The sequence below is a fragment of the Streptomyces sp. NPDC037126 genome (genome assembly GCF_055605965.1).
On the sequence record NZ_JBVJTD010000007.1, the window covers coordinates 183,342 to 201,705 of the forward strand.

The window sequence follows — 18,364 nt, forward strand, 5'->3', positions numbered from 1 at the left end:
GGCGCGGAGTGCCGGGGCAGCATGGAAGGACCGGCTGCCGGCGCTCCCGTGCGGCCGGGCCGGCCGACGGACGACCGGCGGGTGGAGGTGGTTCCGGGATGGCATTGGAATCCTTCGAGGCCGGCCATGACGAGCAGCCCGAGCTCCCCCGGCCGACGGGCCTGCTGGACGTGCTCAGCGTGGCCGCCATGGCGCTCGACCCGAGCGGGCGCATCGTCTTCTGGACACCGCAGGCCGAGGATCTCTTCGGCTACTCCGCGCAGGAGGCCCTCGGCAGGCACGCGGCGCAACTGCTCACCCACCCCGAGCACTTCCGGGCCGTCACGGGTCTGTTCACCGAGGTGCTGGAGAGCGGCCGGGCCTGGGCCGGCGCGTTCCCGGTCCGGCACAAGGACGGCAGCAGCCGGCTGACGGAGTTCCGCACCATGCGGCTGCTGGACGACGTCGGGGACGTCTACGCCCTGGGCATCGCCGCCGACCACACCCTCCTGGAGCGGGTGGAGACCGATCTCGCCCTGTGCGAGCAGCTGATCAACCAGTCCCCCATCGGCCTGGCCCTGCTGGACCCCGATCTGCGCTACCGGCTGGTCAACCCGGCGCTGGCCCGCATGGACGGCATCCCCGCCGAGGACCACATAGGCCGCCGGCTGCGGGAGACGCTGCCGTTCCTGGACGTGGGCACCGTGGAGTCCGCACTGCGTCAGGTGCTCACCACCGGCACTCCCCTCCTCGACCAGTACCACGTGGGCCGTCCCGCGACCGACCCCGAACACGAGCACGCCTGGTCGCTGTCCTTCTACCGCCTCGCGGACCCGAGCGGCCGGGTCCTGGGCGCGGCCGCATCGGTCGTCGACGTCACCGAGCGGCACCGCGCGGCCGGCGAGGCCGACCGGGCACGGCGGCGCCTGTCCCTCATAGCCGAGGCCTCCACCCGGGTCGGCACCACGCTCGACGTGGAGCAGACCGCGGGCGAACTGGCCGAGATCGCCGCTCCCGCGCTGGCCGACGTGGTCGCCGTGGACGTCCTCGACTCCGCGCTCGCCTGCCGTCGCATGACCAGACCCGGCGACGGCCCGGAGCTGTTCCGGTCGCTCGCCCTGAAGGCCGCCCACCCCACCGAGGCGCTGCGCGCCGCCGACGCGCCCGGTGACATCGCCGCCTACGAGGGCGACCGCCTGGTCACCCTGTGCGTCCACACCGGCCGGCCGGTCCTGGTGCGTCACGTGCGGGCGCAGGATCTGCCGCGCATCGCCCGGAACGCGGAGGCCGGCGCCCTGCTGGCCCGCGCGGGCGTCCACTCGTACCTGGCCGTGCCGTTGATCGCCCATGGCGAGGTGCTCGGCGCCCTCGACCTCAAGCGCACCCGCAATCCGGCGCCGTTCGACGACGACGACGTCGTCCTGGCCGCAGAACTCGCGGGACGGGCCGCCGTCGCCATCGACAACGCCCGCTGGTTCCAGAGCGTCCGCAACACCGCCCTCACCCTTCAGCGCAGCCTGCTGCCGGAGCACCCGACCCACCACACGGGCCTGGAGGTCGCCTCCCGCTACCAGCCCGCGCAGGCGACCAGTGAGGTCGGCGGCGACTGGTACGACGTGCTGCCGCTGACCGAGGACAAGACCGCCCTGGTGGTGGGTGACGTCATGGGCAACGGCATCGACGCGGCCGCCACCATGGGCCGGCTGCGCACCGCGACCTGCGCCTACGCGGACCTGGACCTCGCCCCCGGCGAGGTGCTGCAGCACCTGGACAGGATCACCTGCGACCTGGAGCACTACATCGTCACCTGCCTGTACGCGGTGTACGACCCGCGCACCCATCGGTGCTGCACGGCCAACGCCGGACACATGCCGCCCGCCCTGGCGCGCCCCGGCGAGCCCCCGGTGCTGCTCGACCTGCCTCCCGGGGCGCCGCTGGGCGTGGGCGGCATCCGGTTCGGCGCCACCCCGGTCGAGCTGCGCCCCGGCGACCTGCTGGTTTTGTACACCGACGGTCTGGTCGAGACCCGTCAGCACCCCATCGACGACCGGCTGGACGTGCTGCTGGGTCTCCTCGACGAGCCCGGCAGGCCGTTGGAGGAGATCTGCGACGTCCTGCTGTACGGGCTGCGCCACCCGGACGACCACGACGACGTGGCCCTGCTGGTCGCCCGGGCCCTGTAGGCCGCCGCGCACGACCGGACCCTTTCGGCGAGGCCGGGCACCGTGCATTGTTGTGGACATGCCGTTCGCATCCGCCGCCCCGCGCCTGGCCGCCGCCTTCGCGGGCCTGCTGCTCGCCGCCGCCACGACCACCGCGGCGTCCGCCGCCCCGCCGCCCGCCGCACCGGCGCAGCCCGCCGCCGCGGCCGCGGATGCGGCCGGCTGGTCCCCGCCCCTGTCGACCCAGGGCCGCTACGTCGTCGACGCCCAGGGCGACCGCTTCCGGCTGAAGGGCGCCAACTGGGACGGCGCACAGGGGTCGTGGACCGGTACGGGCGACGAGGCCGATCCCGCCAACCACCACGCCGGCCAGGACTCGCACGGCATCCCGCTCGGCCTGGACCGCACACCGCTGCCCCAGCTACTCGCGGATTTCCACGACTTGGGCATCAACACCATCCGGCTGCCGTTCTCCAACGAGATGATCCACAGTACGGCCCCCGTGCCCGACAGCGCCGTGGCGGCCAACCCCGGGCTGCGGGGCAGGACTCCGCTGGAGATCTACGACACGGTGGTCGGCGAACTGAGCCGGAGCGGTTTCGCGGTCATCCTGAACAACCACACCAACACCTCCCGCTGGTGCTGCGGACTGGACGGCAACGAACGCTGGAACACCCGTCAGTCCACCCAGCAGTGGGCGGACGACTGGGTGTTCATGGCCCGCCGCTACGCCTCCGTCCCGCGCGTGGTCGGCGCGGACCTCTACAACGAGGTACGGCGCGACGCGCTGGACGACCCCAACTGGGGCCTGGGCGACGGCCACGACTGGTACGCCGCGGCCCAGCTGGCCGCCGACCGCATCCTCACCGAGGCGAACCCGCGCCTGCTCATCGTCGTCGAGGGCATCAACTGGACCGGACTGCCCGTGGACGGGCTCCCGCACGGGCGCCCGGTGCTCACCCCCGTCCGCACCCTCTCGCACACCCTGGTCGACGCCCACAAACTGGTCTACTCGGCCCACTTCTACGGGTACACCGGCCCGCACCACAGCGGCGCCACCGGAATCGGCGAGACCCACGATCCCCGGTACCAGGACCTGACGCGCGACGAGCTGGACGCGACCCTCGACGACGAGGCGTTCTACGTGGAGGAGACCGGCCGGCACTACACCGCACCGGTCTGGGTCAGCGAGTTCGGCATCGGGTCGGGCGAGACGAACCCCGCGGCCCGTACCTGGTTCGGCAGTCTCACGGACTATCTCGCGGGCCACGACGCCGACTTCGCGTTCTGGCCGCTGGTGGGTTTCGAGGGCCACGACGACTGGGCGCTCCTGCGCTACGACGGCGCGGGGCACCGCTCCGGCATCCTCGACCCCGGAGACTGGCGCGGTACGGCATGGCGGCATCTGATGGACACGCCGGGGAAAACGGGTCCTGTTGCGCCCGCCCCCACCTGGCGCATGCTCAGCACCGACCACGGCGACGCGGTCGAGTCCCTGCGCGCGCGGGCGAGGGGAGACTGGGACAGCGGAGCGTACAAGGCCGCCTGCCCCGACGGACTGCGGCTCGCCGGGCTCAGCCACACCGGTGGCCGGGGCCTGTGCACCGACGCGGGACCGGCGGCCCCGAGCGCCTCCGACGGGAGCCCGACGGTCGTCACCGACGAGCGCTACGTCCCCACGGACGGCGACTGGGCGTCCGGGTACACCAAGTACCAGTGCCCTTCGGGGGACTTCCTCACCGGTTACAGCGAACGCGGCGAGCGCGTGTCGGCGGCCCTGTGCGTCCCCGCGCTGGGCACGCTGTCCGGGGCCGGGCGGACCGTGTGGTTCGACCGGTCCGACAACCGCCCGGCCGACGTCCCCGGCGGGGACTTCGCCTACGGCCGCTCCAAGGGGCAGTGCGCGTCGGACGAGTACGCCGCCGGAATCGCCTTCACCACCCGCCTGGGCAGCAGCCCCGGACCGGCGGCCCTGCTGTGCCGGAGCCTCGGCTGACCGGAGCGGCTTTGCCGTCCCTGGCCCGAGTTTTTGAGCACCCCGTCTTGACAGTCCGGTAACGAAACGGCTGAGAGCGCACCCCATCTACATGGAACGTACATACGATCCGGCGCATGAACAGAGCTGTGAAGATCGGCCTCGCCGGTACGTGCACCGCGCTGCTCGTCATGGGGGGCATCGGTACCTACAACCTCGTGCACGCGCTCGCGTCCGACGGGTCCGACGACAACACGACCAAGGCGGCCCGCGGATTCGATCCCTCCGCGGTGTCGAGTTCGCCGCCGTCCGACGCCGAGGCGCTGAAGCTGGCCCGGACCTTCCTGGACCAGTGGTCCGGCCGACACCTCGACGGCGCGGCCGGCGCCACCGACGCGCAGGACACGGCCGCGCAGGCCCTGAAGGGGTACGGGGACGGCCTGCACCTGAAGAAGCTGGCGTTCGGCGATGTGCGGGCGGCGGGCCCGTCGACGGCGACGGCGGGGGCCGCCAAGGTCTCCTTCACCGTCACCGCGCAGGTCGAGGGGGGCACCTGGACCTACCCGAGCGCCGTCGCCGTGCTGAAGAGCACCAACGGCCGGGTCGCGGTGCACTGGAACAACTCGGTGCTCTACCCGGGCCTGGGCGACGACCAGTCGCTGAGCGCGGGCAGGCTTCCCGCCGGCGCGACCGCGGCGAAGGTGGTGGCGAGCGACGGGAAGACGGACCTGTCCGGGTTCCCCTCGCTGAAGGACATCGCCGCGACGATACGGCAGCACGGCGATGCCACCGGCGGCACTCCCGGCACCGGTGTGGCCGTCGTCGACGGCGAGGGCGCCGGGGTCAAGACGCTGAAGGTCTTCGTCAAGGGGCGCCCGCCGGTGATCCGGACGACCATCGACGCCCATCTGCAGACGGTGGCCGAGACCGCCGTGAAGGACGCGCACCTGCAGGGGAGGCCGGCCGGGTCGGTGGCCCTCGACTGGCACGACGGACACATCCTCGCGATCGCGCACACCGGCGCGGACGGGGACATCGCGATCAACGGCATCAAGTCGCCGGGCTCCACCATGAAGATCGTCACCTCGGCGGCCCTCTTCGACAAGGCGGGACTCTCCCCGGCCAGTCCCGCGCCGTGCACGGACTCGCTGACGGCCAACAGCCAGCTGTTCCACAACGACCCGGGGGTGCACGCCAACCCGGGGGCGACCCTCGCCCAGGCCTTCGCCGTCTCCTGCAACACCTCCTTCATCAAGGACGGCTTCCGCGACCTGGTGCACGACGGGGACGCCTCCGCACTGCACGACGAGGCGGTGAACGTCTTCGGCATGGGCAGCTGGTCCATCGGCGGCGGGGTGGCCACCACCGACCCGAGCATTCCGCCGGACGCGCAAGGGGGTGACCAGGCGGCCCAGTTCATCGGCCAGGGCAAGGTCACGGCCACACCGTTGTTCATGGCGTCCGTGGCGGCGACCGTGCGCAACGCCGGGTTCGAGCAGCCCGTCATCCTGCCGGGGCAGCACCAGGACGCCGCGCCCCGGCCCATCTCGGCCCGCACGGCGGGATATCTGCAGTCGATGATGCGCGGCGTCGCGGCCGGCGGCACAGCGGCCCCGCGGCTCGGCGGTCTGGCCGGGGTCGGCGCCAAGACGGGCACCGCCGAGGAGGGGGACCACACCAACGGCTGGCTGACCGCCTACAACTCACACATCGCGGTCGCGTCCCTGGTCGAGGGCGGCAGCTCCGGGGTGGACTCCGCGGGGTACGTGGTGCGGCAGCTGCTGACGGGGAGCTGACGGCCGGACACCGGCCCGGCGGAGGCCGCCGGGCCGGATGTGCCGCTGCCCCGGGGCACCGCGTGCGTCAGACGAGCGGGAACTTCTGGGCGGACGAGCCGTTGCAGTCCCACAGCTCCACCTTCGTGCCGTGCGCCGTCCCGTTGCCGTCGATGTCCAGGCACCGGCCGAGCGTGGCGAGCGAACCGTCCGCGCGGTGGGTCCAGTGCTCGTCCCGCCCAGGGCTGGCAGTCCGGGCAGGCCTGGGGGGTAAGTCCGGTTCACAGCCGCCGGGTTGGAGCGGCCGGGCGGCCGGTGCGGAACCTACGCACCCTGATACTTCCCGTCAACATTTGTGGCTTTCGGCTTCTGAGAAGTTCTGTAGCTGTGTGGAGTTGTTGATTGTCGATCTCGGCCGGTTCTGGAGCACAGCCGCTTGACAGCCGGGGGTGAAGGGGTCAACGTTCCCGGAAGTACGGCCTGTTGACCCGATACAACGTTGTCGAGCGTCTCGCGCAGCATCCCCCTCCAGGTTGATCAGCCTGCTTGGCGAAGGGACTAGGTCACATGGCATGTCCGAAAGGACCGGGCAGACGGCGGAGTCACGGCCTGTCACGGCTCCGTCTTCCCTCCCTGCTGGCCGTCGTCGCGCTGGTCACGGCGCTCGGAGCCGTTCCGGCCCGGGCCGCGACGGCCGCACCGGCGCCGGTCGCCGATCCCGCCTCCCTCGTGAACCCGTTCATCGGCACCGCGAACGCGGCCGACGACTTCCCCGGCGCCGACACCCCGTTCGGCATGGTCCAGTGGAGCCCCGACACACCGCACCGGCCGTACGGCGGCGGCTACGCGTACGGCGACTCGTCCATCACCGGCTTCAGCCTGACCCACATCGCCGGACCCGGCTGCCGCGCCGCCGGTGACATCCCGGTGCTGCCGACCGTCGGCGCGCTCGACACGGGTGCCACGGCGGGCTTCTCGCACACGGACGAGGCCGCCTCCCCGGGGTCGTACACCGTGTCGCTGGACAACGGTGTCCGCACCGAACTGACCGCCACCACGCGCAGCGGGATGGCCCGGTTCACCTTCCCCGCCACCAGCCGGGCGAACCTCCTCTTCAAGCTGACGGGCAGCCAGGCGGGCGACTCCGCCGCCCGGTTCGACGTGGTGGGCGACCACGAGGTGAGCGGCCAGGTCACCAGCGGCAACTTCTGCGGGACGCACAACGCCTACACCGTCTACTTCGACATGGTCTTCGACCGGTCGTTCACGAGCGGCGGCACGACAGCGGCCACCGGCGCGGTGCCCCCCTCTCCCCCGTCGGGTGTCTCGCCGAACGCCCCCGAGGCGCCGAACAGGCCCGTGCCGCACGGCACGCTCCCCCGCGCGGGACACACCTTCACCCCGCGGGCGGCGGGGAGCGACGGCTACGTCACCTTCGACACCACCGGCCGCCGGGCCGTCCAGGCCAAGGTCGGTCTGTCGTACGTGTCGGTCGCCGACGCGGTGGGCAACCGGCAGGCGGAGAACGCGGGATGGGACCTCGGCCGGGTGCGCAGCGCCGCGCACGGCGGCTGGAACTCCCTGCTCGGCCGGGTGCGGATCGCCGGCGGCACCCGCAGCGAGCAGACCGTCTTCTACACCGCCCTCTACCATGCGCTGCTGCACCCGAACGTGATCAGCGACAGCAACCGCAGCTATCCCGGCTTCGACGGGACGACCCACACCGTCGACCCCGGCCACGGCGCCGCCTACGCCAACTACTCGGGCTGGGACGTCTACCGCTCGCAGGCCCAGCTCGAGGCGCTCGTCGCCCCGGGCACCGCCTCCGACACCGCGCAGTCGATGGTCGACGACTACCGCCAGACCGGCCGGTTCCCGAAGTGGTCCGAGAACAACGGCGAGACGTATGTCATGGTCGGCGACCCGGCGGACGAGATCCTCGCCGACTACTACGCCTTCGGCGCCCGGCACTTCGACACCGCCACCGCACTGAAGGACATGGTCGCCGAGGCCACCGCCCCGAACGGCAACCGGCCCGGGCTGAACCACCTGGAGCAGCTCGGCCGGCTGCCCACGAACGGCACGTACGGCTGCTGCAACTACTACGGACCGGTCTCCACCACGCTGGAGTACGACTCGGCCGACTTCGCGGTCTCCGCACTCGCCGGAGCCCTCGGCGACCGCACGGACCAGCGCCGTTTCGTGGACCGGGCGCAGGACTGGGGGAACCTCTTCGACCACGCCGGCGGCTTCGTCCGGCCCCGCGACGCCTCGGGCACCTGGACGGCGGGGTTCTCGCCGACCTCGGGCAAGTACTTCGTGGAGGGCGACTCCTGGCAGTACACCCCCATGGTGCCGTTCGACCTGCACGGACTGGCCACCGCCATGGGCGGCGACGCGGCCATGGCCAGGTTCCTCGACACGGACCTGTCCTCCCTGACCGGCGCCGGCGGCCACACCAACCTGGGCAACGAGCCCAGCCTGAACATCCCCTGGGAGTACGACTACATCGGCCTGCCCTACCGGACACAGCAGGTCGTACGGCAGGTCCAGGACCAGATCTGGACCGACGGACCGGCCGGTCTCGCGGGCAACGACGACCTGGGCGAGATGAGTTCATGGCTCGTCTGGTCCGAGCTCGGCATGTACCCGGAGACCCCGGGCACCGCCGATCTCGCCCTCGGCAGCCCCCGCTTCCCGCGCGCGGTCCTCACCCTCCCCTCCGGCCGCACCCTCACGATCGACGGCGCGGGCGCCGCGGACGACGCTCCCTACGTCCGGTCGGCCACATGGCGCGGATCGGCGTGGAACAAGGCCTACGTCCCCGCCGGCGCCCTCACCGACGGAGGCACCCTCGCCTTCACGCTCAGCACCTCCGCCAACCGGTCCTGGGCGTCGGCCGCGTCCGCCGCCCCGCCCTCCTACCCGGGCGCGCCCACCTACACCGACGTCGGCACCTCCGCGGACTCCGCCGCCGCCTCGGCCGACTTCGACGGCGCCGGGCACAGCTACTCCGCGGACGCGCTGGCCGGGGCGGGAGTCGCGCCGGGCTCGCGGATCACCGTCGACGGCGTCCCCTTCACCTGGCCCGGCGTGGCACCCACGACCGCCGACAACTACGAGGCGAACGGCCAGACGGTACGGGTGTCCGGTTCGGGCGCGCTGTCCTTCCTGGGGTCGGCGAACAACGGCCCGACCTCGGGTACGGCCGTCGTCACCTACACCGACGGAACGACCCAGCAGATCGGTGTCCGCTTCTCCGACTGGACGCTGAACGGGGGCCGCTCCGCGCCCCTGCCCGACGACACGGTCGCGGTGACCACCCCCTACCGCAACCACGCCGGCGCCGCGCGCGAGGACGTCACGACGTACGTCTTCGCCACGGCACCGGTCCCCCTCGCCGCGGCCAGGACGGTGCGCAGCGTCCGGCTGCCGTCCGACGTCACCACGGGAGGCATGCACGTCTTCGCCCTCGGCTTCGGCCCCGGGGCGTCCCCCGCACCGGTGCGGAAGTGACCGTTCCCCGGGGTCACCGGCGGTCGTCGGGAGATGCCCGGGGAATCTGCGCAGGAGTACCACACAGACTGCACACAGCCTTTCGATCGTCCCGTTAGCGTGACTGGCCGCTCGGTCCTCCGTGCGAACGTGACCAGGCCGTGGCCCGGACGGGCCGACGGCGCAGTCTGACCAGGAAGACCGGAAGACGCAGATGGACTACTGCTCCGCGTGCCGACGGCACCTCAACGGCGCGCTGGTGTGCCCCGGGTGCGGCGCCTACGCCCCGGACATCGCACCGCCCGGCACCGAGGGGTACAGCGGTCCGTCCCTGGCGCCGGCGGGCGCCGCACCGACCGCCACCCGGGGCTGGGAAGACATGCCCGCGGATCCGTGGCCGGACCGGTCGGCGCCCGCCGGTTCACATGTCGGGGCGGCGGAGGAGCCGGCTTCGGACACCGGTTCGTCCGCCGACGTCGAGGACGCGCCGCCCGCCCGGCAGGGGCGGGCGGCGCGCCGTCGCCAGCTGGCCCGCTGGAAGAAGAACCAGCGCCGGGCCGTGGTCGCGACCGCCGTCGCCCTCGTCGGGGGCGGACTGACCCTCGCCTCGATGGACCGGCACTCCGCCGACCGGGCACAGGCGGCCTCCGCGCCGGACGACCGGCCCATGGGCGCCACACACGGGCAGACGACCGCTCACGCCCCTTCGGCGTCGGTGCCGCCCGCCGCCCACCCGTCTTCCCACCCCGCCGCGGCGGCTCGGACACCGGGCTCCGCGGCGCCCCGGCCGCGGTCCGAACCGGCCCAGCCGGAGCCGACGCTGTCCTCCGTCCGGCCGGACTCCGCCGCGCCGCCCGCTCCGGCCACGACGTCCGCCCCGCAGGCACACACCGCTCCCGCGTCCACCACCCGTCATGCGGTCTCCGCCCCGAGCAGCGCACCGGCTCCGCGGACGGCGTCCCCCGCGCCCGCCGCCGATCCGGGCTCGGGCACATCCCACAGCGCCTCCCCCGCGCCGGCCTCGACGTCGCCGACGCAGCTGTGCGTGCTCGTGCTGTGCCTCGGCTGACCCTGACCCGCGTCCGTCTTACGGAGTCGTGACGTGGCGGGCGCGCCCCGCGGTCGGGGTGGTGCCGCCGTCTAGCGTGGCCGCATGCGTGTACTGGTCACCGGCGGTGCCGGGTTCATCGGTTCCCATGTCGTCGAGGCGCTGCGCGAGAGCGGGCACGAACCCGTGGTGTACGACGTCCGCGAGGACCCCGGCGCGGACGTGCGGGACGCCGGGGCGGTGGCCCGCGCGCTGACCGGGGTCGACGCCGTCTGCCACCAGGCGGCCATGGTCGGGCTCGGCAACGGTGTCGCCGACGCGGCCGAGTACGTCTCGCGCAACGACCTGGGCACGGCGGTGCTGGTCGCCGCGATGGCCGAGGCGGGGGTGCGGCGCCTGGTCCTCGCCGGGTCGATGGTGGTCTACGGCGAGGGCCGGTACGCGTGCCCGCGGCACGGCGGGGTGCGACCCGGACCGCGCGCGGTGGCCGACCTCGGCGCCGGACGGTTCGAGCCCAGGTGCCCGGAGTGCGGCGAGGACCTCGTCCCGGGCCTGGTCGCGGAGGACGCCCCTGCGGATCCCCGCAACGTGTACGCGGCGACCAAGCTCGCCCAGGAGCACCTCGCCGCCGCCTGGGCCCGCTGCACCGGCGGGAGCGCGGTGTCGCTGCGCTACCACAACGTGTACGGGCCCCGGATGCCCCGCGACACCCCCTACGCCGGGGTGGCGTCCTTCTTCCGGTCCGCGCTCGCCCGCGGCGAGGCCCCCCGGGTGTTCGAGGACGGACGGCAGCGGCGGGACTTCGTGCACGTACGGGACGTGGCGGCGGCGAATGTCGCGGCGCTGCGGGCGGAGCACGCCCCGGGCGCGCTCACGGCGTACAACACCGGCAGCGGCGAACCCCGTACCGTCGGCGCGATGGCGCGGGAGCTGGCCGCCGCGTGCGGCGGTCCGGAGCCCGTCGTCACGGGGGAGTACCGGCTGGGGGACGTGCGCCACATCACCGCGGACTCCGCACGCCTGCGGGCCGCGCTGGGCTGGGCGCCCCGGGTCGGATTCGCGGAGGGCATGCGGGAGTTCGCGTGCGCGGGGCTGCGCGAGGGCTGAGCCCGGCGGCTCCGTGCGCCGTCGCCGGACGTACGGGACCGGCCCGGTGGCCGAGCGCGACCTGGGCCTCCCCTGCCTCACCGGTCCCGGCCGCCGCGGGCCCTGTTCACGAGCCGCTGCCGAGCGTCCGCGCCCACTCGGAGACGGTCGGGGTGTCGCCCCTGCGGGCGAAGACTTCGTTCATGAGGGTGTCGTGCAGGGCGGGCCTGGGGTCGGCGCAGGTGTCGGACAGGACGGTCACCCGGTAGTCGAGGTCCGCGGCCTGGCAGAGGGTGGACAGGACGATGCCGCTGGTGGCGATGCCGGCCAGCACGAGGTGGTCGATGCCCTGGACGGACAAGAGCTGCTGGAGGTTGTTCCCGGCGAAGGCGCTCACCCGGTTCTTGTGCACGACGATCTCGCCGTCGCGCGGGGCGACGTCGGGGTGGATGGCGGCGCCCGGGTCGTCCGCCGTGAAGTAGCCGGCCGGCAGGGAGCCGAACACCTTGTTGCGCGGGTGGGCGTCGACGTGCCCCGGGCGCAGCCGGAGGACCACGTGGAGGACCGGGACACCGGCGGCCCGGGCCGTCTCCACCGCCCGGGCGGCGCGCGGCAGGTAGTCGGCGGGCACCCGAGGTCACTGGTGGTGACGCCGTCGGCGGTGGACAGCCGGGCCAGGGCGGACGCCTGGGGAAGAGTGAGGTCGCCGGCGTCGGAGGCGTTGCGGATGCGGCGGCGGAGGCGGCCGATGACCGCGCGGACCTCCTGCGAGGCGCGGAGCGCCGAGGGTTACAGCGGTGGGTTCTCACTCATGCGGGCGACGATAAATCCTTCAGTCTGAACTGTCCAGCTAACCTGTACAGCTGACCTGACGACCGGTCACGCCGCGAGGTGCGGGAACCGGAACTCGGTGCGGCTGCGGTACTCCTCCCCCGGCCGCAGCACGGTGCCCGGGTACTCCGGGCGGTTCGGCGAGTCGGGGTGGTGCTGGGTCTCCAGGCATACGGCGCCGTGCCGCTCGTAGGGCTTGGCGTCGGTGCCCGCGAAGGAGCCGTCCAGGGCGTTGCCGGTGTAGACCTGGATGCCCGGTTCGGTCGTCCACACCTCCAGCAGTCGGCCGCTGTCGGGGTCGGCGAGCCGGGCGGCGCGGCGCAACTCGCCTGCCGTGTGCGGCGGTTGGAGCAGCCAGCAATGGTCGTAGCCGCCCGCGTCGGTCAGCTGGACGTCGTCCGCGGCGATCCGCTCGCCGATCGGGTGCGCGTCGCGGAAGTCGAAGGGGGTGCCCGCGGTCGGCGCGGACGGGCCGAACGGGATCGCCTCGGCCGTCACCGGGAGGTAGGCGTCGGAGTCCAGTTGCAGGGTGTGGCCGAGCACGTCGCCACTGCCGGCCCCGGCGAGGTTGAAGTAGGAGTGGTTGGTCAGGTTCACCACGGTGGGGCGGTCGGTGCGGGCCCGGTAGTCGACGGCCAGGGTGCCCTCGCCGTCGAGGCTGTAGGTGACCTCGACGTCCAGCGTGCCGGGGAAGCCCATGTCGCCGTCGGGGCTGCGCAGCCGGAGGGTGAGCGCGGCCACGTCCGCGCCGTCGGCCGCGGCCGGGCCGCCCTGCCAGACCCGCCGGTGGAAGCCGTCGGGTCCGCCGTGCAGCGCGTGCCCGCGGTCGGTGGCGGGGACGCGGTGGGTCTCCCCGTCGAGGGTGAACGTACCGTCCGCGATGCGGTTCGCGTAGCGGCCGACGAGGGCGCCGAAGTAGGGGTGCGGGGTCGCGTACTCGGCCATGCCGGGCAGGCCGAGGACGATGTCGGCGACGCGTCCGGAGGGCGCCGGAACGCGCAGGGCGGCCAGGGTGCCCCCGTACGTGAGCACGTCCGCGCCGACCCCGCTGCCTGATTCCAGCCGCCAGCGGTCGACGGGCGTGCCGTCGGGCGCGCTGCCGTACGGGGACTCGGTGAGGGTGCAGTGGGGTTTCGGCATCGTCATCCTCGGTCGTGGTCGGGGCACGGCGGCGTACGCCGGCGCACTTCGGTGGCGGCGTGAAGGGGGTACGGCCGGTCAGCCCCGTCGGATCGCGGTGGACTCGCGCACGATCAACCGGTGGCCGGGCCTGATCCGGCGGGGCGCGGGCGCCGTGTCCTGGTCCCGGGCGGCGATCCGCGCCACCAGGCAGTCCACGGCGAGCCGGGCGATGCCGGTCTTGTCGGGGGCGACGGTGCTCAGCGAGACCGCCCCGTAGCGCCCCTCCTCTATGTCGTCGAAGCCCACCACCGCGATGTCCTCGGGGACCCGCAGCCCTCGCTCGACCAGGGTGCGCATGGCGCCGAGCGCGACCAGGTCGTTGTAGGCGAAGACGGCGTCGGGCCGCTCGTCCCGGTCGAGCAGGGCCGCCATCGCGGCGGCGCCGTCGGCCCGGTCGTAGCCCTCGGTCGCCACCACCAGGGACTCGTCCGGCACCAGACCGGCCCCGGTGATCGCCTCCCGCCAGCCGCGCAGCCGCAGGTGGGCGGGCTGGCGGGCGCTCTCGCGGCGGGCGCCGAGGAAGGCGATCCGGCGTCGGCCGAGATCGAGCAGATGGCGCACCGCGATCCGGGCCGCCCCCACGTTGTCGATCATGATGTGGTCGTAGGGGCCGTCGTACTCGCGCTCGCCCAGCAGCACCATGGGCGGGCCCTCGGGCCGGTCCAGCAGGTCCTCGCGCTCCAGTCCGATCGGGCTGAGGATCAGCCCGTCGATGACGTGCGAGCGGAAGCCCTGCGACACCAGCAGTTCCTTCTCCCGCAGCCCCGCGGTGTGGTCGAGGAGCACGGTCAGGTCGTGCCGGGCGGCCGCGTCGATCACCGCGCCTGCGACCTCCGCGAAGTAGGGGTTGCCCAGTTCCGGGATGGCCAGGGTGATCAGCCCGGTGCGCCCCTTGCGCAGGTGACGGGCCGTCAGGTTGGGCCGGTAGCCCAGCTCGTCGATGGCCCGCTGCACCCGCTCCCGGGTGTGCGGGGTCACGTGCGGGTAGTCGTTGACGACGTTCGAGACGGTCTTGACCGACACGCCGGCGCGCAGCGCGACATCCTTGAGGCTGACGCCCACGGCGATCCTTTCTCAGAAGAGGACGGGGGATCCGGCCGTCCGCTGGGCGGCCGCGCCGCGCCAGGTCCGGCGGTGGGTGCTCATTCCAGCTGTTGGGTACGGCTGAGCAAGGCCTGCATCAGAACTACCACAGCGAGAAACGCGCCGTTCACGGTGTCCGTGAAGGCGGAACCGTACTGCGAGAAGTAGTGGTCGATGAGGTTGTGGATGACCGCGAGCAGCAGGACGCCGCTGACGGTGCCGGCCACCGAGCCGCTGCCTCCGGTGAGCAGGGTGCCGCCGATCACCACCGAGGCGATGGCGGTCAGTTCGTAGCCGACGCCGATGGTGGTCACGCCGGAACCGAGGCGGGCGCCGCCGAGCGCGCCGGCCGCCGCGGCCAGGGTGCCCGACAGCAGGTAGACCAGCACCTTGGCGCGCGCCACCGGCAGGCCGAGCAGCAGCGCCGCGTTCTCGTTGCCGCCCATCGCGGTGAGGGTGGCGCCGAACCCGGTGCGGGTCAGCAGCAGGGCGCCCAGCGCGAAGAGCACGGCGACGATCAGGACCGGGGTCCAGGTGCCGGCGCCCAGGTCGCGGAAGGCGGAGTGCTGCGGGACGAGATAGGTGTTCGCGCCCTCGTCGGTGATGGCCTGCAGCAGGCCGCGCAGCCCGAGCAGGCCGACCAGGCTGACGATGAACGGCGCCATCCGGGCGCGCGCGACGAGCAGTCCCTGCAGGGCTCCCCAGGCGGCGCCGACGGCGAGCGGCAGCAGGACCGCGAGCCAGGTGCCGTGGGTGGAGCCGTAGGCCCCGAGCACTCCCCCGAGCGCGTACATGGAGCCGACGGACAGGTCGATGCCGCCGGTGATGATGACGAAGGTCATGCCGAGGGCCAGCAGCCACACGAACGCGTTGTTGCCGAGGATGCTGCTGATGTTGGACCAGGTCGGGAAAGTGTCGGAGGTGGCCGAGGCGATCGCGACCACCAGCACCAGCACGGCCAGCGCGCCGCGCCGCTGGATCTGCGGGGCGATCCGCTCGCCGAGGGTGGGGCGCGGAGCGGCCGCCCCCGGCTCCGCGGTCGTCAGGACGGTGGAGGTCATCGGGAACCACGCTCCTGGGAGGCGTACACGGCGAAAGCGATGATGGCCGCCTCGACGATCTGGGTGTACGACGTGTGCACGTTGTGCTGGGTGAGCACCGCCGTGATCAGCTGCATGAACAGGGCGCCCGCGACGGTGCCGAGCACCCGCACCCGGCCCCCGGACAGCGGGGTGCCGCCGACGACGACCGCCGTGATCGCGTTCAGCTCCATGTTCAGGCCCTGGTTGGCCGGGTCGGCCTCGGCGCCGTGGCTGACGATGAGCACGCCGGCCAGCCCGGCCAGCACCCCGGAGATCACGTACACGGTGATCAGCACCCGGCGCACCGGCAGGCCCGACAACCGGCTGGCCTGCCGGTTGTCCCCTACGGCCACCAGCTGCCTGCCGAAGGTGGTGCGGCGCACGAGGAGCCCGGTGAGCAGTGCGCAGACGGCGGCGATCCACGCCATCTCGGGCAGCCCCGCGATGTTGCGCGAGCCGAGGTCGAGGATGCCCGACTGCATGACCGGCTTGGCGGAGTTGCCGTTGATGATCTCGGCGAGCCCCCGCACGCCGATCATCAGGGACAGGGTGGCCACGATGGGCTGGATGCGGGCGAGGGCCACCATCGCGCCGCCGACCGCGCCCGCGACCGCGCCGAGGAGCAGGGCGACGAGCAGCGCTCCGGCGAGACCGTAACCCGCGTACAGCGGTACGACGGAGGCGGCCAGCGCGATGACGGCGCCGACCGACAGGTCGATGCCCTCGGTGCCGATGACCAGGGCCATGCCGAGGGCGACGAGCAGGGTGGGGGCGAGCTGGAAGAGCTGGACGCGGAGGTTGCTCATCTCGACGAACGACGTGTCCAGGCCGACGGCCACGCAGAACAGCACGACCAGGGCCGCGTAGACGCCGTAGTCCTGCAGCAGGCGCAGCAGCCGGGCCCGGTCGGCGGCGGGGCCGCTCCAGGTGAGCGTGGTCATCGCTGGTTCTCCTTGACGGGGTCGGACGCGTCCTCGGCGGAGCCTTCGCCGGGGGCCCCGGCCGGTGTGCCGGGGCCCTGGGCCGGCTTCCCGGCCGCTTCGTGCGGTGCGGTGGCGAGCGCGTCGAGCAGGCGCTCCTCGGTGACCTCCTCGTCGGCGAGGTGGCCGACGACCTGTCCGTCCTTGAGGATCACCACCCGGTCGGAGCCCTCGATCAGCTCTTCCAGGTCGGAGGAGATCAGCAGCACGCCGAGTCCGTCGCCGGCCAGTTCGTCGATCAGTGCCTGCACCTCGGCCTTGGCGCCGACGTCGATGCCGCGGGTGGGCTCGTCCAGCAGCAGCACCTTGGGGTTCAGGCAGAGCCAGCGGGCGAGCAGCACCTTCTGCTGGTTGCCGCCGGACAGGTCGCTGACCCGCTGGTCGGGGCTCGACGCCTTGATCCGCAGCCGCTTCATGAAGAAGGAGACGATCTCGTCCTGCTTGGCCCCCGAGACCAGTCCGGCGCGCGACAGGCGCGGCAGCGCGGCGAGCGAGATGTTCTCGCGCACCGAGAGGCTGGGGATGATGCCCTCCGCCTTGCGGTCCTCGGGCAGCATCACCACACCGGCGCGGATCGCGGCGGCGGGGCTGCGCCGGCGCATCGGCCGGCCCTCGACCTCGACCGTTCCCCCCTCGGTGGCGAGCGCGCCGACGATCGCCTTGGCGGTCTCGCTGCGTCCGGCCCCCAACAGGCCGCCGAGACCGACGACTTCGCCGGGGTGGATGTCGAGGGAGACGTCGTGCAGCCGGTGCCGCACCGAGAGTTCCGTCGCCCGCAGCGCGGGGCTGCCCTCGCGACGGTCGTGCCGGTCGGTGCCGAAGGCGGTGGTGCCCTTCTCCCGGACGGTGGACATCTCCCGCCCGAGCATCAGCGAGACCAGCCGCAGCCGCTGGAGGCCCGCCATCTCGCCCGTGTGCACGACCGCGCCGTCGCGCATCACGGTGACCCGGTCGCAGATCGCGTACAGCTCGTCGAGCCGGTGGCTGACGTAGACCACCGCGATGCCCTGCCGCTTGAGGTCGCGGATGACCGAGAAGAGGGTGTCGACCTCGCGCGGCTCCAGCGAGGAGGTGGGCTCGTCCATGATGACGACCCGCGCGTCGATCTGCACCGCCCGGGCCAGCGCCACCATCTGCTGGGCACCGAGACCGAGGGTGCGCAGCGGGCGGGTGACGTCGACGCCGACGCCGTAGCGGCCGAGCACCTCGGCGGCCTCGCGGTTCATCCGGGCGACGTCCACCAGTCCGAAGCGGCGCGGCTCGCGGCCGAGGTACAGGTTGCGCGCGACCGACATCAGCGGGACGAGGTTGACCTCCTGGTAGATGGTGGAGATGCCGTCCGCCTGGGCCTGGAGCGGGTTGCGGAACTCGCGTGCCCGGCCGGCCAGTCGCACCGTGCCGGAGTCGGGCCGGTAGACGCCGGTCATCACCTTGATCAGGGTGGACTTGCCCGCGCCGTTCTCACCGATGAGCGCGTGCACCTCGGCGGGGCGCAGGGCGAAGTCCACGTCGCGCAGCGCGTGCACGCCGGCGAAGCTCTTGTTCACGCCGGCGACCTCCAGGACGGGGCCGGGGTCGGCGTGGGGGTGCGGGTCCTGCTGGACCACGTCTGCCTCCTCGAAGGGGGCTGCCGGGGGCGGGGTGCGGGGCGGCAGCCGGTGCGACGGGTCCGGGGGCCGCGGGGGT

At 73.2% G+C, this 18,364-nt stretch carries 12 protein-coding genes; 6 read left to right on the forward strand and 6 right to left on the reverse strand.

The window, feature by feature from the left end; genetic code table 11:
- The first annotated feature begins 98 nt into the window (after positions 1-98).
- The 6 genes from ACZ7FF_RS18405 (at position 99) to ACZ7FF_RS18430 (ending at position 11,541) form a co-directional block, all read left to right on the forward strand.
- Complete coding sequence (locus tag ACZ7FF_RS18405; RefSeq protein WP_470813256.1) at positions 99-2,162, forward strand: SpoIIE family protein phosphatase; 2,064 nt, start codon at positions 99-101, stop codon at positions 2,160-2,162.
- Between the two features lie 58 nt (positions 2,163-2,220).
- Positions 2,221-4,137, forward strand: coding sequence for a glycoside hydrolase family 5 protein (locus ACZ7FF_RS18410; RefSeq protein WP_470813257.1), 1,917 nt, complete (start codon positions 2,221-2,223; stop codon positions 4,135-4,137).
- 116 nt (positions 4,138-4,253) lie between these two features.
- The gene (locus ACZ7FF_RS18415; protein ID WP_470813258.1) at positions 4,254-5,912 is read left to right on the forward strand and encodes a penicillin-binding transpeptidase domain-containing protein; all 1,659 of its coding nucleotides are present in this window, start codon (positions 4,254-4,256) and stop codon (positions 5,910-5,912) included.
- A 546-nt stretch (positions 5,913-6,458) separates the two neighbouring features.
- On the forward strand, positions 6,459-9,407 hold the full coding sequence (locus ACZ7FF_RS18420; RefSeq protein ID WP_470813259.1) for a lectin: 2,949 nt from the start codon (positions 6,459-6,461) through the stop codon (positions 9,405-9,407).
- Between the two features lie 193 nt (positions 9,408-9,600).
- On the forward strand, positions 9,601-10,455 hold the full coding sequence (locus ACZ7FF_RS18425) for an SCO2400 family protein (RefSeq protein ID WP_470813260.1): 855 nt from the start codon (positions 9,601-9,603) through the stop codon (positions 10,453-10,455).
- 84 nt (positions 10,456-10,539) lie between these two features.
- Positions 10,540-11,541, forward strand: coding sequence for an NAD-dependent epimerase/dehydratase family protein (locus tag ACZ7FF_RS18430; RefSeq protein WP_470813261.1), 1,002 nt, complete (start codon positions 10,540-10,542; stop codon positions 11,539-11,541).
- A gap of 106 nt (positions 11,542-11,647) precedes the next feature.
- Here the strand turns inward: ACZ7FF_RS18430 and ACZ7FF_RS18435 are convergent, their stop codons facing one another.
- From ACZ7FF_RS18435 to ACZ7FF_RS18460, 6 genes are all read right to left on the reverse strand, one after another.
- Positions 11,648-12,151, reverse strand: a complete 504-nt coding sequence (locus ACZ7FF_RS18435) for a cysteine hydrolase family protein (RefSeq protein ID WP_470813262.1) — start codon at positions 12,149-12,151, stop codon at positions 11,648-11,650.
- 248 nt (positions 12,152-12,399) lie between these two features.
- Positions 12,400-13,491 carry an aldose epimerase family protein gene (locus ACZ7FF_RS18440; protein WP_470813263.1) on the reverse strand — a complete coding sequence of 364 codons (1,092 nt, stop codon included), beginning with the start codon at positions 13,489-13,491 and terminating at the stop codon, positions 12,400-12,402.
- Between the two features lie 78 nt (positions 13,492-13,569).
- Complete coding sequence (locus ACZ7FF_RS18445) at positions 13,570-14,595, reverse strand: LacI family DNA-binding transcriptional regulator (protein WP_470813264.1); 1,026 nt, start codon at positions 14,593-14,595, stop codon at positions 13,570-13,572.
- An 80-nt stretch (positions 14,596-14,675) separates the two neighbouring features.
- Positions 14,676-15,677 carry an ABC transporter permease gene (locus tag ACZ7FF_RS18450; protein ID WP_470813265.1) on the reverse strand — a complete coding sequence of 334 codons (1,002 nt, stop codon included), beginning with the start codon at positions 15,675-15,677 and terminating at the stop codon, positions 14,676-14,678.
- Positions 15,674-16,639, reverse strand: a complete 966-nt coding sequence (locus ACZ7FF_RS18455; RefSeq protein WP_470813266.1) for an ABC transporter permease — start codon at positions 16,637-16,639, stop codon at positions 15,674-15,676. Before ACZ7FF_RS18455 ends, ACZ7FF_RS18450 begins: the two co-directional genes overlap by 4 nt.
- A complete protein-coding gene (locus ACZ7FF_RS18460; protein ID WP_470813267.1) occupies positions 16,636-18,285 on the reverse strand; it encodes a sugar ABC transporter ATP-binding protein in 1,650 nt (549 codons plus the stop codon). The genes ACZ7FF_RS18455 and ACZ7FF_RS18460 overlap by 4 nt, the downstream gene beginning before the upstream one ends.
- Between the last annotated feature and the right edge of the window lie 79 nt (positions 18,286-18,364).